23 protein-coding genes and 1 other RNA gene are annotated in these 25,881 nt (G+C 65.0%); 12 read left to right on the top strand and 12 right to left on the bottom strand.

From position 1 onward, the window contains the following. Positions 1-139 precede the first annotated feature (139 nt). Complete coding sequence (locus C7450_RS22170; RefSeq protein ID WP_110376622.1) at positions 140-1,936, bottom strand: acetolactate synthase 3 large subunit; 1,797 nt, start codon at positions 1,934-1,936, stop codon at positions 140-142. A 740-nt stretch (positions 1,937-2,676) separates the two neighbouring features. Between C7450_RS22170 and C7450_RS22160 the strand changes: the two genes are divergently transcribed. Both C7450_RS22160 and C7450_RS22155 read left to right on the top strand, forming a co-directional pair. Further along, on the top strand, positions 2,677-3,654 hold the full coding sequence (locus C7450_RS22160) for a transglutaminase family protein (protein ID WP_110376620.1): 978 nt from the start codon (positions 2,677-2,679) through the stop codon (positions 3,652-3,654). 120 nt (positions 3,655-3,774) lie between these two features. Then, positions 3,775-4,581: a transglutaminase-like domain-containing protein gene (locus tag C7450_RS22155; RefSeq protein ID WP_110376619.1), complete on the top strand. Its 807-nt coding sequence runs from the start codon at positions 3,775-3,777 to the stop codon at positions 4,579-4,581. A 9-nt stretch (positions 4,582-4,590) separates the two neighbouring features. Here the strand turns inward: C7450_RS22155 and C7450_RS22150 are convergent, their stop codons facing one another. After that, positions 4,591-5,478: a metallophosphoesterase gene (locus C7450_RS22150; protein WP_245450059.1), complete on the bottom strand. Its 888-nt coding sequence runs from the start codon at positions 5,476-5,478 to the stop codon at positions 4,591-4,593. A gap of 80 nt (positions 5,479-5,558) precedes the next feature. Next, the gene (miaA, locus tag C7450_RS22145) at positions 5,559-6,554 is read right to left on the bottom strand and encodes a tRNA (adenosine(37)-N6)-dimethylallyltransferase MiaA (protein ID WP_245450052.1); all 996 of its coding nucleotides are present in this window, start codon (positions 6,552-6,554) and stop codon (positions 5,559-5,561) included. A 48-nt stretch (positions 6,555-6,602) separates the two neighbouring features. Here miaA and serB point away from each other — a divergent pair, with 48 nt between their 5' ends. The 3 genes from serB to yegS all read left to right on the top strand — a co-directional run bounded on the left by serB (position 6,603) and on the right by yegS (position 9,576). After that, entirely contained in the window at positions 6,603-7,535 is a 933-nt protein-coding gene (serB, locus tag C7450_RS22140; protein WP_110376616.1) for a phosphoserine phosphatase SerB, read from the top strand. 61 nt (positions 7,536-7,596) lie between these two features. Then, positions 7,597-8,610 (top strand): Lnb N-terminal periplasmic domain-containing protein, encoded by a 1,014-nt coding sequence (locus C7450_RS22135; protein WP_110376615.1) that lies wholly within the window; start codon positions 7,597-7,599, stop codon positions 8,608-8,610. A 6-nt stretch (positions 8,611-8,616) separates the two neighbouring features. Then, positions 8,617-9,576, top strand: a complete 960-nt coding sequence (yegS, locus tag C7450_RS22130) for a lipid kinase YegS (protein WP_110376614.1) — start codon at positions 8,617-8,619, stop codon at positions 9,574-9,576. Here the strand turns inward: yegS and C7450_RS22125 are convergent. Then, entirely contained in the window at positions 9,501-10,250 is a 750-nt protein-coding gene (locus tag C7450_RS22125) for a phosphatase PAP2 family protein (RefSeq protein ID WP_245450051.1), read from the bottom strand. The genes yegS and C7450_RS22125 overlap by 76 nt on opposite strands. 203 nt (positions 10,251-10,453) lie before the next feature. On the opposite strand from C7450_RS22125, the gene C7450_RS22120 reads away from it, so the two are divergent. Further along, a complete protein-coding gene (locus C7450_RS22120) occupies positions 10,454-11,335 on the top strand; it encodes a lipid kinase (protein ID WP_342588533.1) in 882 nt (293 codons plus the stop codon). Positions 11,336-11,413: 78 nt separating this feature from the next. On the opposite strand, the gene C7450_RS22115 is transcribed toward C7450_RS22120, so the two are convergent. After that, positions 11,414-12,877 carry a DegQ family serine endoprotease gene (locus C7450_RS22115; protein WP_245450058.1) on the bottom strand — a complete coding sequence of 488 codons (1,464 nt, stop codon included), beginning with the start codon at positions 12,875-12,877 and terminating at the stop codon, positions 11,414-11,416. Here C7450_RS22115 and C7450_RS34695 point away from each other — a divergent pair. Continuing rightward, the gene (locus C7450_RS34695; protein WP_245450060.1) at positions 12,813-12,953 is read left to right on the top strand and encodes a hypothetical protein; all 141 of its coding nucleotides are present in this window, start codon (positions 12,813-12,815) and stop codon (positions 12,951-12,953) included. The two genes, C7450_RS22115 and C7450_RS34695, sit on opposite strands and share 65 nt — an antisense overlap. A 128-nt stretch (positions 12,954-13,081) precedes the next feature. On the opposite strand, the gene C7450_RS22110 is transcribed toward C7450_RS34695, so the two are convergent. The 6 genes from C7450_RS22110 to C7450_RS22085 form a co-directional block, all read right to left on the bottom strand. Further along, entirely contained in the window at positions 13,082-13,276 is a 195-nt protein-coding gene (locus tag C7450_RS22110) for a DUF2065 domain-containing protein (RefSeq protein WP_110376675.1), read from the bottom strand. A gap of 157 nt (positions 13,277-13,433) precedes the next feature. Beyond that, positions 13,434-14,369 (bottom strand): protease modulator HflC, encoded by a 936-nt coding sequence (gene hflC / locus C7450_RS22105; RefSeq protein WP_110376610.1) that lies wholly within the window; start codon positions 14,367-14,369, stop codon positions 13,434-13,436. Further along, positions 14,366-15,502, bottom strand: coding sequence for an FtsH protease activity modulator HflK (hflK, locus tag C7450_RS22100; protein WP_110376609.1), 1,137 nt, complete (start codon positions 15,500-15,502; stop codon positions 14,366-14,368). The genes hflC and hflK overlap by 4 nt, the downstream gene beginning before the upstream one ends. Positions 15,503-15,813: 311 nt before the next feature. After that, positions 15,814-16,326, bottom strand: a complete 513-nt coding sequence (locus C7450_RS22095) for a dihydrofolate reductase (protein ID WP_110376674.1) — start codon at positions 16,324-16,326, stop codon at positions 15,814-15,816. A gap of 141 nt (positions 16,327-16,467) precedes the next feature. Then, complete coding sequence (locus tag C7450_RS22090) at positions 16,468-17,262, bottom strand: thymidylate synthase (RefSeq protein WP_110376673.1); 795 nt, start codon at positions 17,260-17,262, stop codon at positions 16,468-16,470. Positions 17,263-17,629: 367 nt separating this feature from the next. Continuing rightward, positions 17,630-18,103 (bottom strand): hypothetical protein, encoded by a 474-nt coding sequence (locus C7450_RS22085; RefSeq protein ID WP_146227451.1) that lies wholly within the window; start codon positions 18,101-18,103, stop codon positions 17,630-17,632. A gap of 391 nt (positions 18,104-18,494) precedes the next feature. Here C7450_RS22085 and ssrA point away from each other — a divergent pair. From ssrA to C7450_RS22060, 5 genes are all read left to right on the top strand, one after another. Next, positions 18,495-18,868: a transfer-messenger RNA gene (gene ssrA / locus C7450_RS22080) on the top strand. Positions 18,869-18,910: 42 nt separating this feature from the next. Then, positions 18,911-19,519, top strand: a complete 609-nt coding sequence (locus C7450_RS22075; RefSeq protein WP_110376672.1) for an SspB family protein — start codon at positions 18,911-18,913, stop codon at positions 19,517-19,519. A 242-nt stretch (positions 19,520-19,761) separates the two neighbouring features. Next, on the top strand, positions 19,762-21,153 hold the full coding sequence (gene fumC / locus C7450_RS22070; protein WP_110376607.1) for a class II fumarate hydratase: 1,392 nt from the start codon (positions 19,762-19,764) through the stop codon (positions 21,151-21,153). 118 nt (positions 21,154-21,271) lie between these two features. Next, positions 21,272-21,490 (top strand): DUF4169 family protein, encoded by a 219-nt coding sequence (locus C7450_RS22065; RefSeq protein WP_110376606.1) that lies wholly within the window; start codon positions 21,272-21,274, stop codon positions 21,488-21,490. Next, entirely contained in the window at positions 21,487-21,741 is a 255-nt protein-coding gene (locus tag C7450_RS22060; protein ID WP_245450050.1) for a ribbon-helix-helix domain-containing protein, read from the top strand. Before C7450_RS22065 ends, C7450_RS22060 begins: the two co-directional genes overlap by 4 nt. 112 nt (positions 21,742-21,853) lie before the next feature. Here the strand turns inward: C7450_RS22060 and C7450_RS22055 are convergent, their stop codons facing one another. Further along, positions 21,854-25,684 (bottom strand): AsmA family protein, encoded by a 3,831-nt coding sequence (locus C7450_RS22055; RefSeq protein ID WP_110376604.1) that lies wholly within the window; start codon positions 25,682-25,684, stop codon positions 21,854-21,856. Between the last annotated feature and the right edge of the window lie 197 nt (positions 25,685-25,881).

Here is a 25,881-nt window from a genome sequence, read left to right as displayed (position 1 = left end):
CCCGGTCAGGGCCTGTCCGGGATCCAGAACCGAGACGTTTCAAGCCCTGGCCAATCCCGGCCAGCGTGGACGGGCATCGGTTCTGGATCCCGGGCTCGCCGCTGACGCAGCGCCCCGGGATGACCAATCCGACAGCCACTCACACCAGCGCCTTGCCCTTCTCGTCGATGATCGCGCCGATATCCTCCGCGGCGTCGCCGAGGATCATCTCGTTATGCGCCTTGCCCGACGGGATCATGGGGAAGCAGTTCTCCATCTTGTCGACGATACAGTCGAAGATCACCGGGCGCGGCGTATCGATCATCTCGAGGATCGCCGCGTCGAGATCGGCAGGATTGTCGCAGCGGATGCCGACGCCGCCATAGGCCTCCGCCAGCTTCACGAAATCGGGGAGCGAATGCGAATAGCTCTCCGAATAGCGGCCGCCGTGCAGCAATTCCTGCCACTGGCGCACCATCCCCATATATTCGTTGTTCAGGATGAAGACCTTGATCGGCAGACGGTGCTGCAGAGCGGTGGACATCTCCTGCATGTTCATGAGGATGGACGCCTCGCCCGCCACGTCGATGACAAGCGCCTCGGGATGGGCGATCTGCGCACCGATGGCGGCCGGCAGGCCGTAGCCCATGGTGCCGAGGCCGCCGGAGGTCATCCAGCGATTGGGCTCGTCGAACTTCAGGAACTGGGCCGCCCACATCTGGTGTTGTCCGACTTCCGTCGTGATGTAGGTGTCGCGACCTTCCGTCAGGGCCTGCAGACGCTCCAGGGCATATTGCGGCTTGATGACCGTGTCCGAAGGCCGATAGGCGAGGCAGTTGCGCGCCCGCCAACCCGCGATCTTGCCCCACCAGCCCTTCAGGCTCGGCTTCTCGACGTCTTGTGGCAAGCCCTTCCAGAGGCGCAGCATATCCTCGAGCACGTGGGCGCAATCGCCGACGATCCCGATATCGGCCTTGACGTTCTTGTTGATCGACGAGGGATCGATATCGATGTGGATCTTGCGTGAGCCCGGCGAGAACGCGTCGATGCGCCCGGTGATCCGGTCGTCGAAACGGGCGCCGATATTGATCATGACGTCACAGTCATGCATCGCATGGTTGGCCTCGTAGGTGCCGTGCATACCGAGCATGCCCAGGAACTGCTGGTCGGAGGCCGGATAGGCGCCGAGACCCATCAGGGTGGATGTGATGGGAAATCCCGTCAGCCGCACCAGTTCGCGCAACAGCCTGGCCGCCTCAGGGCCGGAATTGATGACGCCGCCGCCGGTGTAGAAGATCGGACGCTTGGCCGAGGCCATCAGCGCGACCGCGGCGCGGATCCTCTCGATATCGCCGGAGACCACCGGACGGTACGTCTTGTGCTGGTTGTCCGTCGGCCGCGCATAGGCGCCCTTGGCAAACTGGATGTCCTTCGGGATGTCGATGACAACCGGACCCGGCCGACCATGCGAGGCCACATAGAAGGCCTCGTGCAGGACGCGCGGCAGATCCTCGATCCGCTTCACGAGATAGTTGTGCTTGGTGCAGTGACGGGTGATGCCGACGGTATCCGCCTCCTGGAAGGCGTCCGAGCCGATCAACTGCGTCGGCACCTGGCCGGTGATGCAGACGACCGGGATCGAATCCATGAGCGCATCCGTCAGGCCGGTCACGGCATTGGTCGCGCCCGGGCCGGAGGTCACGAGCACGCAGCCGACCTTGCCCGACGAGCGGGCATAGCCCTCGGCCGCATGAACCGCCGCCTGCTCATGCCGGACCAGAATGTGGCGAACGGTGTCCTGGTGGAACAGCGCATCATAAATGGGAAGTACAGCACCGCCGGGATAGCCGAAGAGATGCTCGACGCCCTGATCCTGGAGCGCCCGCACGACCATCTCGGCGCCGCTCATGGTCTCGTTTGCTGTTTCGCTCACCGTTTCGCTCTTGGTCTTGCTCATGAAATTCGCTCCGAGTGGAAGTCGCTCCGAGTGGAGATCGCGACGAGTAGAAGTCGCTACGTCTTGCGTCGCGCTTGGGAGACGGATCCGGATCGGGCAACAAAAAAGGCCCCCGAAGGAGCCTTGCATGCGCCACCAAACGGACCTGCGGGGTCAATCCCGCTCCGTCGATGGCGCCCCCGATACAATAAGCTTCACGCGCATGCGCTCGTCATCCTCAACCAGAATTGGCGGGACGTTAGTAGAGAGCCCGGATCGGGTCAAGACAGAAATTGCCATTAAGACGGGCAAGGGCGAAATTTAATTGCCCGCCCCGCCCTCCAGCTGCCCATCCCCTGGGCAATCGCCGCTCATTCCATGACCGCTCCGTGTGACTGCTGCCTGTCGGCCACAGCCGGTGTCCCGATCGCGATGCGGAGGGCCGCCTCTCGCGAAACGGCCACAGTCTTCCCCGAGAAGGGCGCCTCGCGGGGCATTCCCCGCGATCGGTGATAGACTGACAATGCCAGACGCAAGAGATCCTTTTGGCTGGTACGATTTTCGCAAACCCCGGCTTTGCGAATCGTGACACGCTGCGACGGGGATCGAACGATGATGAAGGTGACAGGCCGTTGGCCATGCCCAGACCGGAGCACAGGCGCGATCGCGAGGATCGCGCTCAGGACCTGTATGATGATCCGCATGGGGCGGAGCCTGGCCCGGCCCCGCGATCGGATATTCTGTTATCCGGCAACGCCGCGATGACCGTCCTCACCGTCAGGCATGTCACGACCTATCGCTACCGGCAACCGGTCGCCTTCGGCGAGCATCGCATGATGTTCCGCCCCCGCGACAGCTATGACCAGCGGCTCCTGGAAAGCCAGCTGATGATCACGCCGAAGCCCGTCTCGATCCGCTGGATTCACGATGTCTTCGGCAATTGCGTCGCACTGGCCCGCTTCTCCGGCCGCGCCAGCGAGCTGACTTTCGACAGCCGGATCCAGCTCGAACACTCGCCGCTCAACGCCCCGGACTTCCAGATGGATGCCGACGCGAAGACCTATCCCTTCGCCTATAGCGCCGAGGAACTGCCGGATCTCGCCCGCTGCATGGAGCCCCACTATCCCGATCCCGACCACGTCGTGTCCAACTGGGCACGCCAGTTCCTGCGCGTCGGCCATCCGACGGATACCGGCACGCTCCTGATGACGATGACCTGCGCCATCCAGGAGAGCTTCCGGTACAGCCGGCGGAGTGAGGCCGGGATCCAGCCTCCCGCCATGACGCTGGCGCTGCGCCAGGGAACCTGCCGCGATTTCGCGCTGCTGATGATGGAAGCGGTCCGCTCGCTCGGTCTCGCGGCGCGTTTCGTCACGGGCTATCTCTACGTGCCGGATCGCGACGGCCCCGCACGGCTCGGCGGAGGGGCGACCCATGCCTGGTGCCAGGTTTATCTGCCTGGCGCCGGCTGGGTGGAATTCGACCCCACCAACGGCATCATCGGCAACAAGGATCTCATCCGGGTGGCTGTCGCCCGGGACCCGAGCCAGGCGGTGCCGCTGTCCGGCACATGGATCGGCCTGTCGGGCGATGCGCTCGACATGGTCGTCGAAGTGCAAGTCTCGTCAGATCCGTCGTCAGATCGTGCGTCGGATCGATCTGACGCAGGCCAAGCGGAGATTCCGGCCGGAGCAGCGGAACGCGACGGCGAGCGACGCGTTGTGGATCAGCGATATTAGCGCAGACATTGCCTATTTATCAGGCCGTTTCATAGAACTGACCTTGCAAGGCCGCGGTGCTCCACCCCGCGTGCCGGTTGGTATCGGGTGATGCTGGGCGTAGTCAAAAAGGGAGTCGCAATGAAGATTCGTGCGGGGTATCAGATCGCCTACGACTGCCCTCAGCCGACGCCGATGCTCATTCTTCTCAGCATCCATCCCTCGCGCGACGCCGATCTCCTGACACCGCACATCATCGCCACCGATCCGCCGGTGCCTATCTCCTTCTACATCGACAGCATGGGCAATCGCTGCGGCCGCCTCACCGCTCCTGCCGGGATACTGACCCTGTCGACGGACTTCGTCATGGCCGACAGCGGCGAGCCGGACCCGGTGACGCCGGACGCGGAGCAGCATCCCATTGAGGACCTGCCGGACGACGTTCTGATCTATCTTCTCGGCAGCCGCTATTGCGACACCGACAAGCTATCGGATGAAGCCTGGAGCCGCTTCGGGCAGACTGCGCCCGGCTGGGCGCGCGTCCAGGCCATCTGCGATTTCGTGCACGACCATATCACCTTCGGCTATGAACACGCCTCGACGGCGCGCACGGCCGCCGGCGGTTTCGCGGACCGCATCGGCGTCTGCCGCGACTACGCGCATCTCGCCATAACCTTGTGCCGCTGCATGAATATTCCGGCGCGCTATTGCACCGGCTATCTCGGCGACATCGGGATCCCGCCTGTCGATTATCCGATGGATTTCAGCGCCTGGTTCGAGGTCTGGCTCGGTGGCCGCTGGCACACCTTCGATGCCCGGCACAATACGCCGCGCATCGGCCGCATCCTGATGGCGACCGGCCGTGATGCAACCGACGTCGCCATCTCGACCAGCTTCGGGCCAGCGAGCCTCGCTGAGTTCACCGTGGTGACCGACGAGCTGGTGTGAGCCGCAGCTTCAGACGGTGCGGATGCTCAGGCTTCGGCTCGTCTCACGGCCGAAACCTCGGATCGCGATCTTGTCACCATACACCTCGATCACGGAAAACGCCGAGATATCGGGCGTGTCGACCATGCCCTTGAAATTGACGAAATACTTGCCGGACACTTCGCCGTAGTTGCCGGCGTGATTGTGGCCGTTGAAATAGGCCACGAAATTGTCGTAGCTCGTCAGGAGATCCACGATCCGCTCGCTGTCCCACAGATTGTGCACATTGGCGGGAAAGACGGGATAGTGGCAGAGTATGATGACCTTTTCGCCTGCCTGCTTGGCCTTGTCCAGGGTCGCTTGCAGCCATGCAAACTGCTCGTCGCTGAGCGAACCGTTCCAGGTCATCGCGTTCATGGCGTTGGCCTCCTGCAGTTTCCTCAGACGTTCGCGGGCGATCTCCTGCTTCGGATGGCCCTTGGGCGTCGAAAACAGGCTGACGTCATTGCCGTCGAGGACGATGAAGCGATAGCCACCGCCGGTAAAGTCGTAATAGGCGCTCGGCATCCCCGCCGTCCGCACAACGGAGTTGAGATAGTCGGCAGCTACATCATAGTCGTGGTTGCCGAGCAGGAAGAATTTCTTGTGCTTCAGCGCATCATAGAGCGGCATGATATCGTCGAAGCTCTGCCAGTGACGATCTATGATATCGCCAAGGGTGGCTACGAACTGCAGATCCTCCCTGTTCAGGGTGGTGATGGCTTCAGACAGCTTCCACAGGCTGTTGGCGTAGTATCGGTTCGATTTCAGGTTCGGCACGACCGGCGCATATTGCGGATCGGCGATGATGCCGAAGCGAAAATCCGGACCGGCCTGCGCGCCGGCGCTTGTGGCGCCGAAGCCCGCAAAGGGAGCCATGAGGGCGGCCATGCCGCCGATTTTCAGGGTACTGCGTCGCGTGATCATTGGGCCGCTCCTGGGATGAGGTGCGGCTCCTCCTAGCGCGATGTCGATGGCGTTGATGTGACAGCGGAACGGATCTCACCCCCCTCCGCGCTGCGAGCCTTCGCAAGCGCCAGCCATCCCTGGTCCGCGACGACGGAACCCGCTTCCTCCGGTGTGACCCAGCGGAAGCCCGCGAGCTGGTGCCGGAAGAAGGTGAACTGCCGTTTGGCATAGCGGCGCGTGTCGCCCTGCGCCTCCCGCACCGCCGCGTCGAGTTCGATCTCCCCCCGGAGATGGCGCACGAGCCACGGCACCCCGTGTGCGCGCATCACCGGAAGATCCGGGTCGAGCCCGCGCGCCGCGAGCGCCCTCACCTCCTTGAGCGCCCCTAGTTCCATCATCGCGAGGAAGCGCGCATCGATGCGGCGGACGAGTTCGGCCCGCTCCGGCATGAGGAACAGGGCGAGCCGCTCGGCCTTCGCGAGAAGGCCCGGCCGCTTGTGGCTGCGGAAGAACGTGAGCGGACGGCCCGTCGCCGCCAGCACCTCCATGGCGCGCAGGATGCGCTGGCGATCCGTCGGCCCGATCCGTGCCGCACTCGCGGGGTCGCGCACAGCCAGATCAGCGTAGAGCAAAGGCGTGTCGCGGCCTTCGGCGCGCGTGCGGACGTCGCGCCGCACCTCCTCGGGTACCGTCGGGATATCCGACAGGCCTTCGAGCAGCGCCTTGAAGTAAAGGCCCGTACCACCCGTGATGATGACCGGCCGGTCCGCAGCCCGCGCCGATTCGAGCACGGGCGCGATGTCGGCGAGGTAGCGGCCGACGGAATAGTTCTCCGCGCCGTCGACATGGCCATAGAGGTCATGGGGCGCCATGGCCTCCTCGTCTTCATCCGGCCGCGCAGTGATGATCCTGAGGTCGCGATAGACCTGCATCGAATCCGCGTTGACGACAACGCCGCCGCACCGCCGCGCGAGGCTTATCGCCAAGGCGGACTTGCCTGATGCGGTCGGCCCTGCGATGAGAATGGCTCGCAGTCTGTCCGACACGTTCACGTCCTTTCCGATCCACCCCGTTTGCATGGCCACCGAAATCGCATGACCGACACCCCTGAGACGCATGTCGCAACGCTGGTCGCCGCCCCGGGAAGCGATCTCCTCAGCGATGCCCTGATCGCCCGCGTGGCGCAAGCCCTCCCCGCAGCGGGCGCGTCCAGAAGGCTCGATCCGGCGATCGCCGTGGACATCACCTTCCGGCCGGCGATCGAAGACGCAGCCGACCCCGACCCGCGCGTGATGGCCAAGCGCGTGCATGTTGCCCTCGACGGATTGCCGGTCGATGTCATCGTCCAGCGGCTGGCCGATCGGCGCAAGCGGCTGTTCCTCGCCGACATGGATTCCACCATGATCGGCCAGGAATGCATCGATGAACTCGCCGACTTCGTCGGCCTGAAGGACAAGGTCGCGACCATTACAGAACGCGCCATGCGCGGCGAGATCGCCTTCGAGCCGGCCTTGCGCGAACGGGTCGCCCTGCTGGCGGGGCTCGACGTCGGGGTCGTCGATCGCATCATCGCCGAGCGCATCACGCTCACCCCAGGTGGCGGCACGCTGCTCGCGACCATGCGCGCCAACGGCGCCTATACCTGCCTCGTCTCGGGGGGCTTCACCCTGTTCACGGACAAGATCGCCGAGACCCTCGGCTTCCACGAGAACCGCGCCAACAGGCTCATCACCGAGGCGGGCAGGCTTTCGGGCACGGTCGAGGAGCCTATCCTCGGGCGCGAGGCAAAGCTCGCCACCTTGCAGGAGCTGCGCGAAAAACTCGGGCTTGCCGCTCATGAGGTGGTGGCCATCGGCGACGGCGCGAACGACCTCGCCATGCTGGGGGAAGCCGGCCTCGGCGTCGCCTTCCGCGCCAAGCCAGCCGTGGCCGCGGCCGCCCATGCGCGCCTCGACCACGCCGATCTCACGGCCCTCCTCTTCGCCCAGGGCTACCACAGTGATGAATTCACCCGACGAGCCGACTGACCTGCGGCAGGCACCGCCCCTCGCCACGCATCACCGCTCCCCCATTCCACGAGGTTTGCGCATGATCGTGGTCGCCCTTCTCGTGGTCGCGATCATCCTCTGCGGGATCTGGTGGTCAGGGGCCTTGTGGTTCAGGCTCCCTGTCGGCGTCTACGGTCGCTACGCGGCAATGGCCGCATGGGGGCTACTTTCGCTCCTGACCATCGTCATGCTGGTCCGGGGAGACTGGCGATCGCTTCTCCTCTATGCCGTGGTGCTCATCGGGCTTGGCCTGTGGTGGAGCAGCATCAAGCCATCGAACAACCGCCAATGGGCGGACGACGTCGCCGAGATGCTCTCGGCGGAGATCAACGGCAACAGCGTCACCTTGCATAACGTCCGCAACTTCGCGTGGCGGACGGAGACCGACTACACGCCGCGCTGGGAAACACGCCGCTATGACCTCGACACGCTGACCTCCGTCGACATGATTCTCTCCTACTGGGGACGGCCGGGAATCGCCCACACGCTGGTATCTTTCGGCTTCGCCGACGGCCAGTTCGTCGTCTTCTCGGTCGAGATCCGCAAGGAAAAGAATGAAAGCTTCTCGGAGATCGGCGGCTTCTTCAAGGAGTTCGAGACCAGCATCGTCGCCGCTGACGAGCGCGATATCATCCGGCTGCGTCCGAATGTGCGCGGCGAGGACACCTATATCTACCGGATCCGCATGCCGAAGGAGGCCGCGCGCTCACTCTTCATCGCCTATGTCGAGGCGGCGAATGCGCTCATCGAACGGCCTCGCTTCTACAACACCATCACCGCCAACTGCACCACCATCGTCTATGAAATGGTGAAGCGGATCGTGCCGGGCCTGCCCATGGACTACCGGCTGGTGCTGTCAGGGTACCTGCCGGAGTATATCTACGACGTCGGCGGCCTCGACACCCACACCAGCGTCGAGGCGCTCAGGGCGCGGGGCCGCATCACGGAGCGTGCCATCGCGGCCGACGGGAGCTCGGACTTCTCGCAAGCGATCCGCGCTGGTGTGCCGGGTATCCCGGCTCTCACACGGGCGCCAACAGAAGGCTTAAGGTGACGGATCATGACGAAGCTCCGCATCATTCTGCATGGCAAGGCCGCCGGTGATCTGAGGGTACGCCAGGCGGTCCGCAGCTTGCGCCGCGACGGCCATGGCATTGGCGTTCGCGTGACCTACGAAGCCGGCGATGCGGCCCGGATGGCGCAGGAGGCCGTGGAAGCCGCACGCCACGGGGATGTCGATGTCATTGTCGCCGGTGGCGGCGACGGCACGGTCAACGAGGTCTTCTCCGCGGGCCTGACCGCCCGTCCGCCAGAGCGCTGCTCTTTCGGTATCCTTCCGCTGGGCACCGCCAATGATTTCGCGCGAGCTGCGGAAATCCCCGTCACCGACATGACGGCGGCCCTGCGATTGGCCGCGGAGGGACCCGCGCATGTCATCGATGTCGGGCGCATCAACGACCGCGGTTTCATCAATGTCATGACGGGCGGTTTCGGCTCACGCGTCACCGTCGAGACAGACCCTGAACTGAAACGCCACCTCGGCGGGCTTGCCTATCTGCTCACGGGCCTGTCCCGGTTCCGGGAACTCTCGTCCAACAGCGGCCGTTTCCGCGCCGAGGGCTTTGAATGGGAGGGACGCTTTCTCGCGCTCGCCATCGGCAACGGCAGGCAGGCCGGCGGCGGCATCCGCCTGTGCCCCGATGCGCTCATCGACGACGGCCTGCTTGACCTGATGATCCTGCCGGAACTCAGTCCGGACAAGCGCCTGGATGCGTTCGGCCGCCTGCTCAGCCAAGGCGCGGTCGCGATCGAGGAGCTCGTGATCCGCGTGAAGAGCCCATGGATCGACTTCACCTCGGATGACGTGTTGCACGTCAATCTCGATGGAGAACCCATGCACACGACGCAGTTCCACGCCCTTTGCGTGCGCCGCGCGCTGGCCGTTCACCTCGGCTCGACCGCGCTCCTCGCCGAAGGCGGTGGCGTCACGCCATCCCTTCCCCGCACCCACCGCCCCTGAGCCAGGGCAAGCACGACCCAGCAGCCCATGGCCCAGGCCGCGCCGGCACACCAGCCCGCCAAGACGTCGCTTGGCCAGTGCACGCCGAGATAGATCCGGCTCAGGCCGACGAGCAACGTCAGGCCGACGGCAACCACGAGGATATACAGGCGGACGATGCGCCTTCGCTCGACGCGCGTCAGAAGAGCCCCGATCGTGAGATAGGTGACGGCCGAAAGCATGGCGTGGCTGCTGGGGAAGCTGAGCGAATGAATATCGACGAGATGGGCGACGAGATCCGGCCGCGGCCTCTCGAAGCGAAGCTTCAGGAGATGACCGAGCAGCAATCCGCCGCCGACGGAGATCGCGACGAGCAGAGCGACGCCGGGCTTGCGTGCCAGGACGAGATAGCCGATCACCACGGCAACGATCAGCGCGAGCACCGGAATGCTGCCGAGGCTCGTGATATCCCGCATGCCGATCTCCAGCCATTGGGGTCCGATGGGATCGGCGAGATCCTGGGGGTTGCGCAAGGCGAGCAGGATGCCGGTGTCGAAAGCCTGCAATTCGCCTTCCCGCATGTCCTCGGCAACTGCCAGAAAGCCCAGAATGCCGCCGGCCGCCACCAGGAGAGCGGCGACCAGGCCGACCTCGCGCATCAGGCCCTTTGACATAGCCGTCAGATCGAACCGCAATCTTTATCCTCATCGCGCCGTTGTGTGACCGTGGTCCCCCCACAATATGGGGCATGGTGAAGAAGATCGATGTGGACGCCGCTGTCTGCCTATCCGGTGCGGCAGGAGTGGCAACGGCGCCATAATCATTCCCCGGAAACCTCACTGCAACTATCAGCCTGTCATGCTGCTCGCCAGGGCGATGCAGCCACGCGGAGATCATCGTGCCAGAAACCGCCCGCAAGGCCCTGCTGGTTGTCAATCGGCAGGCGCGCAACGGATCCCGAGTCCCCGAGGCGGCGCTCAACCGCCTGCGCGCCGGTGGCATCGCGCTCATGGAGGCCGATCCGCTGGAAGTCGCTGTTTCCATCGACAAGGCGCGCGAAGCCGGTTGCGACTGCGTCATCATCGGCGGCGGTGACGGCACGCTGAACCGCGCCGCCCCTGCTCTCGCCCGGACTGATCTGCCGCTCGGCATTCTCCCTCTGGGAACCGCCAATGATCTCGCCCGCAGCCTCGGCATCCCCGCCGTCCCGGTGGAGGCGGCCGCCATCATCGTGGAAGGCCATCACCGCCCCATCGATCTCGGCGAGGTGAACGGCGTCCCCTTCTTCAATGTCGCCAGCATCGGCTTCAGCGCCGATCTCGCGCGGGAGCTGACAGCCGACGCCAAGAAGCGGTTCGGCACCCTTGGTTATGCGCTCGCGGGCCTGCGCATCCTGGCGCGCATGCGTCCCTTCACCGTGACGATCGAGCACGACGACAAGCGCAAGGTCCTCCGTACCGTCCAGGTGTCGGTGGGGAACGGTCGCCACTACGGCGGCGGCCTCACAGTCGACCTCGACGCGCGGCCGGATGACGGCCTGCTTCACGTCTACAGCCTCGGCGTTCAGCACTGGTGGCAATTGCTCGCCCTCGTCCCCGCCCTCAAGCAGGGCACGCAGGGACGCTGGCGCGACGTCATGACCTTCGCCACGACGGCCTGCACGGTCGAGACTCGCCGTCCGCGCAGCATCAATACCGATGGCGAGCTGACGGGGAAGACGCCGGCGAGCTTCCATGTCGTCCCGGGCGCGGTCTCTGTCTACACGCGGCCTCCGTCATAAAGAAAACGGTCGTCCCGAACCATCGGGACGACCGCCATAAACATTGATGAGAGGCTGAGGATAGCCCCGCCTGCGCTACTACTCGATGGTCACGGCGACAAAGCGGACCTCGCCCTGCGCATTGGCCACCAGAAGAAGGGCGGACTTCTTCCCATCCTTCTTCAAGGCCTCAACACGCTTGGTGACGTCGGCCGGCGAGGAGACGGACTCCTGGCCGACCTCCATGATGACGTCGCCGCTCTGGATCCGCTTGTCGGCGGCCGAGGAATTGGGATCGACCCGCGTGACGACCACGCCCTTCAGGTCATCCTTGATCGAATACCGGCGGCGCAGATCGTCGGTGATGCTGGACAGATCGAGGCCGAGCGCCTTGCGCGCCACCGGCTTCTCGACGCCGCTATCCTTCGCCAAATTCGCCTGCTTTTCGCCGTCCTCGAGCCGGCCGAGCTTCACCGTGGCCGTGGTTTCCTTGCCCTTGCGGAGGTAAACAACCTCGACATCCTTGCCAACGGGGGTCGCCGCCACCATACGCGGCAGATCTCGGGCGCTCTTCACGTCCTTGCCGTCGAACTTGACGATGACGTCACCGATTTCCATACCGATGGGCTTGGCAGGCCCCTTCTCGTCGACCCCGGCCACAAGCGCGCCACGGGCCTTCTCCAGCCCCAGCGCCTCGGCGGTCTGGTCATCGACGCCCTGGATCCGCACGCCGAGCCAGCCGCGGCGGGTTTCGCCGAATTCACGCAACTGGTCGACGACCGTCGCCGCCATGGACGAGGGGACGGCAAAGCCGATGCCGACCGATCCGCCCGTCGGCGACAGGATCGCCGTGTTGATACCGACCACTTCGCCGGCCATGTTGAACAGCGGGCCGCCCGAGTTGCCACGGTTGATGGCCGCGTCCGTCTGGATGTAGTTGTCGTACGGGCCCTGATCGATGTTGCGGTTGTGCGCGGACACGATGCCCGCCGAGACCGAGCCGCCGAGCCCGAACGGATTGCCGATCGCGATCACCCAGTCGCCGATGCGCAGCTTGTCGGAATCGCCGAATTTCACCGCCTTCAGCGGCTTGTCGGGCTTGACCTTGAGCACCGCGAGATCGAGCTTCGCGTCCTTGCCCAGAAGCTCGGCCTTCAACCTTGTGCCGTCATTGAAGATGGCGGTGATCTCGTTGGCCTCACCGATGACGTGGTTGTTGGTCACGATGATACCCGTGGAATCGATCACGAAGCCCGAGCCGAGCGAGCTTGCGCGGCGCGGGGCCTGCGGCGCATCGCCCCCCTGCCCACGGCGCTTGAAAAACTCCTCGAACAGATCCTCGAAGGGCGTGCCCGGCGGCAACTGCGGCATCGCGCGCTCCCGCGTCGTCCCGCCCGTCGTGGCCGCGGAAATATTGACCACGGCATCCGTCACCTGGTCGGCGAGATCTGCGAAGGACTCCGGGCCCCGCGCCGATGCTGGCAGCGGTGCCGCGAGCGTGACGGCCGACACAATCGCTATCGCAGATGCGACCCGCCTTGCCTTCGTCGCCACCAAGGACATCGATAACGTCGGAAAACCGGCCATGGAAGCCCTCTATCTCTTGAAACCAACGCCGCCTCTGGGCGGCACCTATTGAAGCACGAATGAGGCAGCCCTGCGACGGCTCCTCTGTCACTTCCCCGTCAACGAGTGGCTCACGGCGACGGCAGAGATATGGCAGCGGATGCAAAGGCCCGATCAAATTCCGCCGGCGTTCTTCTGACCCTAGATCACGCCACTTCGCACAACCCAGACGATGAAAACGCCGGCGACCGCTGAAATAACGCCGACGACACGCATCCGTTCGACTGGAGCCTCCGCAGCCTCTGCGAGCGCTTTGCGCGTTGCGGCGGGAAAGGCGGCGAACACGATTCCTTCAATGGCGAGCAACAAGCCCAACGCGGCCAAGAAATCGGTCATGCCAAGCCCCTGCTTGCCATCACGATACAAATGAAGGAGGGGCGTCCTCCTTCACATGCCATGTCCACATGCAATGTCCACCCGCCATATCCACCCGCCATTTTTTCTTGTACGCGAGCGCGCTGCTGCCACGGTCCGGATCCCGCCGCATGCTTGATCAGGGATTGGCGGCCGGTGCGCCCTGGCGGGCAGCAGGTGGCGTCGCCTGCCCGGGCAGTTTCCCCGCCGGATCAACGAAGTAGCGGAAGAAATCCGAGTTCGGTGAGAGCACGAGCCGTGTCCCCCCCGCGGCCTGCGCGCCAAGCCCCGTTTCATAGGCCTGCATGGAGCGGAAGAAGGCGAAGAAGCTCGGATCGCGATTATAGGCTTCGGCGTAGATGCGGTTGCTCTCCGCATCGCCCTCGCCGCGCAAGGTTTCCGCCTTCTGGCTCGCCTCGGCCTTGATAACCGTCACCTCGCGGTCGGCACGAGCCCTGATGCCCTGCGCAAGCTCGGAGCCCTGGGCGCGAATGTCGGCGGCCTCGCGCTGGCGTTCGGTCTGCATGCGCTGGAACACGGCCTGGCTGTTCTGCTGCGGCAGGTCCACGCGGCGCAGCCGCACATCCACCACGGAAATGCCGAGGCCGTTCGCCTGGGTGTTCACTTCCTGACGGATACGCTGCATCAGCTCCTCGCGGCGCGTCCGCACGATCTCCGTGAAGGTCGCGTCAGCCACAAACTGGCGAACCGTCGAATTGATGATATTGGCGAGCCGGAGATTGGCGCCGGCCACGTTGCTGACCGTCTGGTAGAAGCGCACGGGATCCGTAATGCGATAGCGCGTGAAGGCATCGACGACGAGACGCTTCTGGTCGGAGGCGATCACCTCCTGCTCGGGCAGGTTGAGGTCCAGCACACGCTTGTCGAGATAGACCACGCTCTCGATCAACGGCACCTTGAAGTAGAGGCCAGGGCTCGAAATGACCTGGCGCACGCCGCCGAAGCGCAGAACGAGAGCCTGCTGGGTCTGGCTGACGACAAAAGTCGCGCTGTAGAAGACCACGAGGAGGATGAGGACGGCGATGATGCCGACGGTCTTGAGGGCGCTGCTCATCGCGTGGCTCCCTGACGCACCGTCGAACCCTGTACAGGCGGCGTCGACCGCTGCAGTTCACCCAATGGCAGATACGGCACGACGCCCTGGCCCTCCTTGGAATCGATCAGCACCTTGTCCGACCCGGACAACACACGCTCCATCGTCTCGATGAACATGCGCTCACGGGTGACGTCCGGTGCCGCAGCATAGGCCTCGTAGACCTGCGTGAATCGCGATGCGGCACCGCGCGCTTCCGCGACGGCGCGTTCACGATAGCCCTCGGCCGCCTGGATGATGCGCGTGGCCTCACCACGCGCCTCCGGCACGACGCGGCTCGCATAGGTCTCGGCCTCATTGCGAATGCGGTCCTGATCCTGGCGGGCCGCCTGCACGTCGCGGAAGGCATCGATGACCTGCTGCGGCGGGTCGACCTTCTGGAGCTGAACCTGGCGGATTTCGACGCCGGCGCCATATTCGTCGAGCAGTTTCTGCATCGACTGGCGAACCTCAGCTTCGATCGCGCCGCGATCGGTCGTCAGCACCGACTGGATGTTACGCCGTCCAACGATCTCGCGCATGGTGCTCTCGGCCGCTGCCTTGATGGCCGCGTCCGGGTTCTGCAGGTTGAAGACATAATCCTGCGGCCGCGACGGGCTGACCTGCCACTGCACCGTGAAGTTGATGTCGACGATATTCTCGTCGCCGGTGAGCATCAGGCTCTCTTCCGGCACCTCGCGTGCCGTCGCAACACGGCGCGAGGTATCGCCCGTGCGCTGGCCGACTTCGATCGTGTTGACCGTCGTCACCTGCGGCTTGATCACCGAGCCGATGGGATAGGGAAAATTATAGCGCAGACCTTCGCCGGTCGTGCCGACATAGCGGCCGAAGATCATGTTGATGCCGACCTCGTCGGGACGGACCGTATAGAAGCCCGTGGCGAGCCACAGCAGCACAGCGCCTAGTGCGATCAGCGCGATGCCACGCCCGCTGGCGCCGCCGCCCGGAATGATATTGCGCAGCTTGTCCTGGCCACGCCGGATGAAGTCCTCGAGATCGGGCGGATTGCCGCCGCCGCCTCCCGAAGGGCCCGATCCCCAAGGACCGCCGGGCTTTTGGCCCCACGGACCGCCGCTGTGGTTGCTCCAAGACATGCTTAGCCGTTCCTCACTACCGCCGTGTTCTGGTGTTCCGGTCCATTCCGGCGCGAAAGCCGGCCCGAGCCTGATCCCAAACCATCAAATTCCGCCCCGTTCAGACGCCGGGGCCGCCCCCCTGCGACAGGTCATCAGCACCTCCGCATGGCGCGCCCGCGAAGAGTTTGCTCAAGGTTGATGGGTTGCCTGGGGGGCCCATGTCAAGCGCAAGTGGGGTTAAAACCGCGCTTCGTCAACTCACGAGCGTATCAGGGATGGCGGAAAGCCAAGAAAATCCAAACATTGTCCGAACGTGGAGAGGCGATCCCTCACCCGCGCCTGACATAGTCGATGAAAGTGAAGGCGTGATCGTCATGCGGCCCGGCCAGATGCTCCTCGCGCAGAGTCTCCCTGAAATCGCAGGGATCGAAGGTGGGAAAGACCGTGTCGCCGTCCGGCGCAGCATGCACGCGCGTGAGGTGAAGGCGGGCGGCGAGGTGCAAGGTCAATGCGTAGATCTCTCCGCCTCCGGCCACCATCACCGTGTCGGCGCCGAGGCGCTCCGCCGCCGCCTCCGCGCGCCGCAGCGCGTCCGCCAGATCGTGCGCCACCGCGACACCCTCCGGCGCGAAGGCAACGTCCCGCGTCAACACGACGATGGCGCGTCCTGGCAAGGGCCGGCCGATGGAATCGTAAGTCTTCCGCCCCATGAGAAGCGGTCGCCCCTGGGTCAGGCCCCGAAAACGCTGGAGATCGGTGCGCAGATGCCACAGCAGGCGATTGCCGTCGCCGATGACGCCATTGTCGGCAACCGCCGCGATCAAAGCGAGAGGCCTGGTCATCGGCATACGGAATGATGGCGCCTGAAGGCGGGAAACGGCATCATCGCATTCTCGTTAACAGGGTTCAACGCCAGCCACCGACCATCGGCCAGCCATGGCCGGTGCAGCTTGGCCGCCGTTGGCGCAACCCGGAAGCGGCGTTCAAACGGCAACGGGCGCCTTGATGGCCGGATGGGGCGCGTAGCCTTCGAACGCGATGTCGTCGAAGCCGATGTCGAACAAAGACCGGACGGCCGGATTGAGCCTGAGATGCGGCAAGGGCCTGATATCGCGCGACAGCTGCAGGCGTGCCTGTTCGATATGGTTGATATAGAGATGCACGTCGCCGAAGCTGTGCACGAAATCGCCGACGCCGAGCCCGCATTCATGCGCGACGAGATGGGTCAGCAGGGCATAGCTCGCGATATTGAACGGCACGCCCAGAAACACATCGGCGGACCGCTGGTAGAGCTGGCACGAGAGACGGCCGTCGGCAACGTAGAACTGGAACAGGCAATGACAGGGGGCGAGCGCCATCTTGTCGAGATCGGCCGGATTCCAGGCACTGACGACGAGGCGCCGCGAATCGGGGTTACGCTTGATCTCGTTGACGACCCAGGCGATCTGATCGACCGTCTTGCCGTCCGGCGCGGCCCAGGAGCGCCACTGGCGGCCATAGACGGGGCCGAGATCGCCATTCGCGTCGGCCCATTCGTCCCAGATGCTGACGCCGTGGTCCTTGAGATAGCGAATATTGGTGTCGCCCTTGAGGAACCAGATAAGCTCGTGCACCACCGATTTCAGATGCACGCGCTTGGTCGTGACGAGGGGGAACCCTTGCGTCAAATCAAACCGCATCTGATAGCCAAATAACGAAAGGGTGCCCGTACCGGTGCGGTCGGACTTCGAATGCCCTTCGTCGAGAATGCGCCGCAAAAGGTCGTGATAGGCCTGCATGGTCCACCTGCCGCATAAGCCGGAGGCGCCGCCGGACGGGCCGAAGACGCGATAGCCGCCGGGCCCGCTCAAGATGGTTCCGGCGCGCCGAAGCTTCAAGCCTATCCATAGCAGACGGCATGGCTCCCGCAGAGTTCGATTGTCTGCCGATTCGCCATCATCAACAACGATGTGGGGGGCAGCCCCGCTAGCCGGCGGCCGCCCCACCACAGATCCCGGCACAATGCCCTGTTCCGGTCGAATCGTCACCCTACCAGATGCCTTCGGACCTTTGGATCCAGATATGCGCGCGATCCGAAAAGCCGCATTGTGCAAGTCAACGGTACTGTGAGCACGTGCCCATACAAATTCGCAATCATTCAAAGCGTTAGTAGCTGTAGTAAACCGCATTCGTCCAAGGGGACACTGTCGTGTAGGCGGCCCGGTGGATCACACGACGGATCACCTGGCGCTGCGTGGCCACGACGTAATGACGGCGCACAACCCGCGTTGTCACCACAGGGGTCGAGACGACACGTGTGGTGATGACGCGTGTACGCACTTGAGGAGCAGCCACGAATTGCGTGACGGGCGCAGCCACGACATGCGTGACGAGCGGAGCCGCACGCACATAGACGCGCTCGCCGAACTCACCAGAAGCCAGCGCGTAGCCGGGCACGAAGGGACCGGCAACCGGACCGCCGAAATAGACGGGGCCGCCCGCGATATAGCTCGTACCCGCGAGATAGCCCGTACCCGCGAGATAGTTGCCAGCCAGGAGAACCTGAGCCGAGGCCGGTGCGGAGAATACGATGCCGCCAGCAATTGCGGCCGCAGCAACGAGCAATGAACGTTTCAACATGTCATTACCTCACAAAGGCGATCAGAAAATGCTGATCGGAATGACAATACTTCGGGAATGCATTTGGTTTCACGATGCGGGGGCAGCGAGCCTATATGCGAAAAACACTAGGGATTTTCGAATGTTACGGCGCATCTGGCGCCAATCCTGATACATCACCGCCATATCCTGGGTGTCAGCGGCCGCTGGCTTCCCCTCGCTTGATGAGAAAGCCCATATCCGCCGCGCGTGGGAAGAAGGCGCGAAACATGTCGCGTTGCAGCGCTCGGCACTCGGTTCTGTTGGGACGAGCGCCGGCCCTTCATTCCATGGAGATGAAGCCGGACGGGAGCCCGCCCGCGCCAAAAAAATACGGGGAGCGTATCCCTGATTGTGCATCACGCGCTCGGACGATCTTCCCAGCGGCCATCAAGCCCCCTATATTATTGGTGCCGTCGCAAGACGGCTATGGCGATAAACGGCCATCGCAATAAGCCTTTCGGACCCGGGGGCGGTACCCGGCGCCTCCACCAAAGGGCAGCGGCGACAGCGTGCATGCGCGGCGGCTGCCCTTCGGCGGGGGCGAAATAGGATCGACGAGGGTGTAAAGGGTGGACTTTTGCTCGGCATGGTTCCGCCGTTATCGGGCCGAACATATAGTTGCCAACGACAACTATGCTCCGGTTGCCCAGGCTGCGTAACGCAGTTTAGGTATCCGATTCAAAGTCCCGGCGGTTAGCCCCGTCGGGCGGGGTTCGGAGGCACCTGGCAACAGAAGCCTCCACTTCTTTCCGCCTGTCCGTTGTTTGTCCCAAGCGTTCCGAGCTGATGGCCCAGGATCAAATTCGCTACGATCTCCACGTCCAGGAAGCCTTGCGCGGCGCCGTGCGCAAGATTCTTTCCGAAGTCGCGCGTGATGGCTTGCCTGGCGACCATCATTTCTTCATCTCATTCCGCACACGCTTTCCCGGCGTCAGGCTGTCGGCGCGCATGCGCGAGCGCTATCCGGACGATATGACCATTGTGCTCCAGCATCAGTTCTGGGATCTCGCGGTCACGGACTACGCCTTCGAAGTGTCGCTTTCATTCTCCGGCGTCTCCGAGCGCCTCCTCGTGCCCTTCGAGGCCGTCACCGGCTTCTTCGACCCCTCCGTCGATTTCGGACTGAAATTCGAGACGGACAGCGAAGCGGAGGCCGACGACGCCAAGGGTGCAGGCCCTGTTTCCGGGCCGCGAGCGGAGACCGACAAGTCGGGGACGCCGGGCATTGCTCCGGCCAAGCGCCCTGATCCGCGCGCGGGCGTTGATGATGCTGGCGCGACCCCCTCGAAGGCAAAGCCCGCCGTGAAATCATCACCTGCCTCTGAACCGGCGGAAGCCGGCGCGGAAGCGGGGGCCGAGGTGGTCAGCCTCGACGCATTTCGCAAAAAGACCTGACCGCCAGAGGATCCGCGCCAGGACTGAGTTTCGGGACCTGGCTGCGTTCACCTGCGGCGCAGCGCGTTCCGGGGCTGGCCCTTGCGTGGGTGCAGGGGACGTTCGTCTTCGCGCCGGCGACGGATCAAAAAAGACCCTGCGATGACATTTCTCCTGCTGCAATGACATTTCTCCTGCGGGTGCCTCTCGACTCCGGGCCTCAAGGCTTATATGGCCTGCCCAAACCGTGACAGGAGCGCTTGATGCCCAAGATCCGCAGCGAAACTGATTCCTTTGGCCCCATCGATGTCGACGCGGACCGCTATTGGGGCGCGCAGACGCAGCGCTCTCTGCAGAATTTCCGCATTGGTGGCGAGCGCCTGCCCCTTCCTCTCGTTCACGCGCTGGCGCTGGTGAAGCGCGCCGCCGCGCTCGTCAACAAGGACCTCGGCACGCTTGATCCGACGCTTGCCGACGCGATCGCGACCGCCGCCACGGAGGTCATGGACGGCAAGTTCGACGACCATTTCCCCCTTGTCGTCTGGCAGACGGGCTCCGGCACCCAGTCGAACATGAATGCCAACGAGGTCATCGGCAACCGCGCCAGCGAGATCCTCGGCGGTGAACTCGGCTCGAAGAAGCCGGTCCACCCCAATGACCACGTGAACCGCGGCCAGTCATCGAACGACTCCTTCCCGACCGCGATGCACATCGCTGCGGCCCGTTCGATCACCGCCCACCTCCTGCCGTCGCTCGCCCACCTCCACAAGGCGCTGAGCGACAAGGCCGAAGCCTTCAAGGATGTCGTGAAAATCGGCCGCACCCATTTGCAGGATGCGACGCCCGTCACGCTCGGTCAGGAATTCTCCGGCTATGCCATGCAGATGGAACTCGGCATGGCCCGCATCAACAAGACGCTCGAGGATCTCTACCGCCTGGCGCAGGGTGGAACGGCCGTCGGCACGGGCCTCAACGCCCATCCGCAATTCGCCGAGGCCTTCGCCGCCAAGGTCGCCGAGCTGACCGGCCTGCCCTTCACCTCCGCACCGAACAAGTTCGAGGCTCTCGCGACCCATGACGCGATGGTCTTCGCCCATGGCGCGCTTGTCAGCGTTGCCACCGGTCTCAACAAGATCGCCAATGATATCCGCCTGCTCGGCTCCGGCCCGCGCTCGGGGCTCGGCGAGCTGTCGCTGCCGGAGAACGAGCCCGGTTCCTCGATCATGCCCGGCAAGGTGAACCCCACCCAGTGCGAGGCCATCACAATGGTCGCGGCCCAGGTGCTGGGCAACGAAACGACGATCTCCGTCGCGGGCTCCCAGGGCCATCTCGAACTCAACGTGTTCAAGCCTGTGATCGGCTATGCCTTCCTGCAGTCGGTCCGGCTGCTCGGGGACGCAGCCGTGAGCTTCGCCGACAACTGCGTGGTCGGCATCGAGGCGAATACCAGCCGCATCAACGAGCTCATGCAGCGTTCGCTCATGCTGGTGACGGCGCTCGCACCCAAGGTCGGCTACGACAAGGCGGCCTCCATCGCCAAGGCGGCCCATCACAATGGCACCACGCTGCGCGAAGAGGCCTTGAAATCGGGTGCGGTGACGGCAGAGGAATTCGATGCCATCGTCCGGCCGGAGGATATGCTGAGCCCCCATTAGCATAGGAGCTTACGACTTCCAGGGCTGCCTCCAGAAAGCCGCAACTTGCGATATGATGCCCGCCTAACAAGAGCTTGAGCCGGCTATCCAGTTCCGGCCACCGCAGGACGGGGCGAATATGGCTGAAATCGTCAATCTGAGGCAGATGCGTAAAGCGAAGCTTCGTGCTGAGCGCGAGACGCAGGCGGACCATAACCGCGCTCGGTTTGGAGAGCCCTCGGCTCTCCGCCGGGCGCGTGACGTTCAGAACGAGCGCGACAAGCGCCGGCTTGAAGCCCATCGCCTGGGACAGTCCCCAGGCGTTGAAGGGAGCGCCGACGGCGAACCCGCATCATGATGGCCACCGACCAGAAGGCGGCCGCGGGGCGTAACCTGGTCGCCAAGCGATCGGTCGTTATCGCCGGCCATCGCACGAGTGTCTCGCTTGAAGAACCTTTTTGGGAAGCGCTGAAGGAAATCGCCGCAGAGCAAGGGCGGCCCATTGCGGAATTCATCGCAGCGATCGATGCGAGCCGCGCCGGGAATAATCTGTCCTCGGCGATCCGGGTCACGATCCTTGAGCACTATCGCAAGCGTGCCGTGAACTGAAAGCCCCCGGCGAGAGCAAATCCGTCTTTCGCAGATCGGCTCCGCATAGAAATAGACGAGCAAATTCACCGGCTTAGATGGCATCAGACGATTCCATCCAAGCGGATTTGCTCTACCGCAAGGGAACGGAGCTCGGCGGGCGGAGGTCGAGCGGAGCACTGGCCCGCGGCAGCGGCAAGGATTGCACGCTCAATGGCGCATGTGCGCTCGTCGCCGGCTGGGTCGGGACGCGCACGGATTGAGCGGGGCGTACACCATGGCTGCTCAGCGATGGCCTGTCCTGCGGTTCCCTTTCCCCCGCACCGATCGCCGTACTCTCATCGCCCGCGAACGCGGGCACGATCGCCGGGATCTCCGAGCGAGGTGAGACGATTGGCGCCGCCGGACTGCTGTCGGCCGGAGGCGGCGGCTCCTGCGACGGCAGGCTGTTGGTGCCACCCGTGGTCGCCGGTTCCTGCCTTTTGGGGTCCTGGCTATCGCGTTGTTCGGCGGCCCGCTTCTCCGCCGCCAGTCGCTCGCGCTCCAGGCGCAGCTGACGGATCCGCTCGGCACGCTCCTTGGCATCCGCCTCCAGCTTGTCGATACGGTCGAGTTCGCGCGCCAGTGCAATGACCGCAAGGCCATTGGCGAGCGCTGCCGCCTCGACGCTGCGCGCGGGATGCGTGAGCGGACCACGCCATGACACAGCAATCTCGGGAGCCGCCCCGCTCCAGCCTTGCGGCAACTGCCGCGAAACCATCAGGCCGCGCGCGTCGAGGGTGAGAGCTCCGAGGTCGACCGTGCCTGCGAGCCGCAACTGCGTATCGCGATCCTCGACCGCGACCGGCCCGAAACGCAGTGTCCCGCCCGAGACGGACAAGGGCAGCACCACCTCGGGAAGAACCCAGTGCGACCTGTCGAGCTCGGTTGCGATGGCGTCGCGAACCAGGGCCGCCTCGGCCCGAATGGGTTCCTGCGCCATGAGCTTGCCAAGGCCACGCGCGATCGCGGCCGGATCAAGCGCGGGGATCGTTGCGCCGACGCTGCGCAATTCGCCCCCGCCCGCCATGTTGGCGACCAGGGTCGCGACGCTCTCGCCGGAGCTGCCGGCCTCCATATGCCCGGAAAGCCGCCCGGAAGGCTGCTCACCCCGCGCACTGCCGAAGAGGGCCGCCGCGGCCACGTCTTTGAGCCCGACATTGGCTGTCAGCGTGGCGAGGGACCCCTGCCGCTGGAGCCTCAGAGTGGCAAGCACCGAGCCGCCGCCGAAGCGCCCCGTGACATCGCTCACGGTAACGCCGTTGGGGGCGAGGTCCAGCACGAGCTTGCCTTCGGTCAAGGCCATGCCGTCGACGACGTCGAGCTGGCCGAAGCCGAGCTCCACCTTGCCGATGACCGGTGGCGCCGCCTGGACGAAGCGTTGCGAGGACCAGATCTGCCCCTTGGCCGGCGGCGCCACCGGCCCCAGCGCCAGCGCGGCAAGATCGGCAAAGGCAACGCGCGGGACGGTGAGCGCCCCGTCGATCCGGCCATCCTCATTGATGGCAAGCCGGCCCGCGACAGGGGATCCCGCCACATCCCCCTTGAGACCCGTGAGGGCGACGCCCTCCGCGGTCAGGCGGCCATCGGCCTCCAGATTGGCGGCCATTCCGGACTGAAGCCCGGGAAACGAACGCGCGAGAACCTGCGCCAGCGGCGCCAGATCCTCCGTGGCGAACTTCACCTTGCCTTGCGCCAGCACCGCCGCGCCACCGGGCCGCTCCGGCGCGCCGAGGCGCCCCGCCACCGAGAGTGCCGCGCCTGCCACCTTGAGCTCGGCCGTGCCGGCGAGATCGGCCAGGGTCGGGCCCTTCGCATCGAGGACAAGCCGCCCTTCGCCGATGCCGGGCAGAGGCACGACGTCAGCGCCCAGCTGCCGCAGGAGATTGACGCCATCGGGTGCGACGAGCTCGACAGCGACGCGGGCATCATCGGCCTTGGCTGCCTTCTGCACCTCCTGGGCGGGCAGATTGAGCGCCGTCCGGAAGGCGGTGCCGCCGGCCTCCCCTTCGATGGTGGCCGACACAGGGGCGCCCGCATCGCGCCGCTCGGCCTTCAGGGACAGGGTCAGGGGGGCGGCCAGCGGCGCGAGACGTTGCAGCGGCCCGGCGACAGAAGGCGGCAGGAAGCGCGCGGCAAGCGCCGCCACCACCGCCGGACGCGGCGCGGTCAAGCGCCCATCGATCTGGCCCCCAGCGCGGCCGATGCGACCGGCAAGGCTCATATTCGCGCCATCGACATTCGTCATCTCGGCGCTGGCGATTGTCAGCGCCTCGGCATCACGCGTGATGCGCGCCTTCAGTCGGCCTCCCGGAGAGGCGATCGTCCCGAAGCGGGGCGCCTCAAGATCGATCGCCAGGCCGAGGTCCGCCCCTGTCAAGCCACCTGCGCCGGTGTCAAGCAACGGCAGGCTGGCGAGATCCAGTCCCTTGCCGGCGAGCTGCGCGTCAAAACGAGCCCGCTCCGCCCCGGTCGGAGGCGTATAGCGGAACAGGCCGGAGAGCGTGGCATCACCAGATGTGAAACGAATGTTGCGCGCGGCGAACACGGCCGGGGACAGGGAGAGGTCGGCCGTGCCCCGCGCGGCCGGCAGCGCGGCGATTGCTTCCGTCAAGGGTCTGGACAGGCCGATGCGTCCCAGCGAAAGGGCCAGGCGCGCCGGCTCCTTTGTACTGAACTGGACACGTCCGGAAAACGCGGTTGCCGTGCCGAAGGCGATATCGCCCGCGGCCTCCAGCCGCGCGTCACCCGCCCCTGCGAGGGTCAGACGCTCGATCGTGGCCTTGCCGCCCTGCCGCGCGATGACGAGGTCGAGCGGCCCGAACTCCTCGCCGGCGAATGCGAAACTCGCGGCCTGGATACCGATGGACGCCTTCAGCGACGGCAGGGTCGTGACGAGCGTCTCGCCGACGGCGCCGAAATGACCGGCAAAACCGTTGCCCTGGGCCACCTCCAACCGGCGCGACGTCAGCGCCATCGACAAGGCCGGGCCGTTCCGTCCGAGGTCGAGTTCACCGGTGCCCGTCAGCGCGAGGCTGGAGCCGCCATTGGCATTGGTCACCTCGACCATCTCGGCCCTCAGGCGCCGTCCGGATGTCGTCACAGTCGCCGTCATGGCCAATGCCGGGGGCGCCTCAGCCCCCTGATGCGCCGGCTCCGCGCGTGCGGCCTCGGCCTGGGGCAGCGGTATCACCACCCCGAGCTTGCCCGTGAACGCCGGCGCGAGCGCGCGCGATGGGCCGGGCGCGGCGGACGCCAGGGTGACATCGCCATCGATATCGAGATGGGGCGCGGTGAGATCGCCGATCCCCCCCTTGACCCGAAGGCGCCCGTCGGCATCGACGGTACCGGTCGACAGGCGCAGGGGAATGTCGCCGACACGCCCCGTGATCCGCCAGGGTCCAGCGAGGGCCGCAGCCTGGATCTCGGCGTTGATCGGCCCGATGTCGCGGACGCCGCCCTCCGCTTCGATGATGTGCAGCCTTCCGTCATCGACCTCGAGCTTCTCGATGCCGAAGGCCGTGATCGGCATGGATAGGGAGTTGCTGAGCTCGGGAAGCAGCACGCGCCCGTCATCCTCGACGACCGCCGTCACCACCGGGCGCACGAACCGCGCCTCGACCACGCGGATCGCTCCCGAGAGCAAGGCCGCGGTCTCGAGCTCGACCGACAGGGTATTGGCGGTGATGCCGGGGCGGCCGGCGGACGGCGTCCCGATCGTGACCCGGCCGAGCACCACCCGTGGCGTGGGCAGGAGCCTGAGATTGATGTCGCCCTGCGTCATCACCGGCAAGCCGAGCGCGCGCGACAGCGCAAGCTCCACGTCGCCGCGCCGCGCCTCCCAATCGACGAAATACGGCACGGCGAGCGCCGCGCAGAGCACGACGACAACGAGGCCAGCGATGATCGTCAGGATATCGCGCACGCTTAACGGCTCATCGATCGATCGGTCATGGGACAGCCGGCCTGAGGAAACAGGGTCCAGCGGCTGTTACAGTCTCACTTATACTAACGAACTTCGCGCGAAAATGGCCAGAGCATCGGACCGAAAAGGCTCTCCCCGCCGTCGAAGAAATCCGATGCTCGCACAAAGAGATAGGATCACATCCTCGCACGGCCCGA

The sequence above is a fragment of the Chelatococcus asaccharovorans genome, from assembly GCF_003201475.1.
GTDB classification, from domain to species: Bacteria; Pseudomonadota; Alphaproteobacteria; order Rhizobiales; family Beijerinckiaceae; genus Chelatococcus; species Chelatococcus asaccharovorans.
Note: the sequence above shows the minus strand (reverse complement) of the source record. Positions and strands in the feature narration are given on the sequence as shown.

Bases quoted from the DNA above. Each gene is read 5' to 3' on its own strand.
- C7450_RS22170 (WP_110376622.1), bottom strand. From the start codon at position 1,936: ATGAGCAAGACCAAGAGCGAAACGGTGAGCGAAACAGCAAACGAGACC.
- C7450_RS22160 (WP_110376620.1), top strand. From the start codon at position 2,677: ATGACCGTCCTCACCGTCAGGCATGTCACGACCTATCGCTACCGGCAA.
- C7450_RS22155 (WP_110376619.1), top strand. From the start codon at position 3,775: ATGAAGATTCGTGCGGGGTATCAGATCGCCTACGACTGCCCTCAGCCG.
- C7450_RS22150 (WP_245450059.1), bottom strand. From the start codon at position 5,478: ATGGCTCCCTTTGCGGGCTTCGGCGCCACAAGCGCCGGCGCGCAGGCC.
- serB (WP_110376616.1), top strand. From the start codon at position 6,603: ATGACCGACACCCCTGAGACGCATGTCGCAACGCTGGTCGCCGCCCCG.
- C7450_RS22135 (WP_110376615.1), top strand. From the start codon at position 7,597: ATGATCGTGGTCGCCCTTCTCGTGGTCGCGATCATCCTCTGCGGGATC.
- yegS (WP_110376614.1), top strand. From the start codon at position 8,617: ATGACGAAGCTCCGCATCATTCTGCATGGCAAGGCCGCCGGTGATCTG.
- C7450_RS22115 (WP_245450058.1), bottom strand. From the start codon at position 12,877: ATGTCCTTGGTGGCGACGAAGGCAAGGCGGGTCGCATCTGCGATAGCG.
- C7450_RS22110 (WP_110376675.1), bottom strand. From the start codon at position 13,276: ATGACCGATTTCTTGGCCGCGTTGGGCTTGTTGCTCGCCATTGAAGGA.
- hflC (WP_110376610.1), bottom strand. From the start codon at position 14,369: ATGAGCAGCGCCCTCAAGACCGTCGGCATCATCGCCGTCCTCATCCTC.
- hflK (WP_110376609.1), bottom strand. From the start codon at position 15,502: ATGTCTTGGAGCAACCACAGCGGCGGTCCGTGGGGCCAAAAGCCCGGC.
- C7450_RS22095 (WP_110376674.1), bottom strand. From the start codon at position 16,326: ATGACCAGGCCTCTCGCTTTGATCGCGGCGGTTGCCGACAATGGCGTC.
- C7450_RS22090 (WP_110376673.1), bottom strand. From the start codon at position 17,262: ATGCAGGCCTATCACGACCTTTTGCGGCGCATTCTCGACGAAGGGCAT.
- C7450_RS22085 (WP_146227451.1), bottom strand. From the start codon at position 18,103: ATGTTGAAACGTTCATTGCTCGTTGCTGCGGCCGCAATTGCTGGCGGC.
- C7450_RS22075 (WP_110376672.1), top strand. From the start codon at position 18,911: ATGGCCCAGGATCAAATTCGCTACGATCTCCACGTCCAGGAAGCCTTG.
- fumC (WP_110376607.1), top strand. From the start codon at position 19,762: ATGCCCAAGATCCGCAGCGAAACTGATTCCTTTGGCCCCATCGATGTC.
- C7450_RS22065 (WP_110376606.1), top strand. From the start codon at position 21,272: ATGGCTGAAATCGTCAATCTGAGGCAGATGCGTAAAGCGAAGCTTCGT.
- C7450_RS22060 (WP_245450050.1), top strand. From the start codon at position 21,487: ATGATGGCCACCGACCAGAAGGCGGCCGCGGGGCGTAACCTGGTCGCC.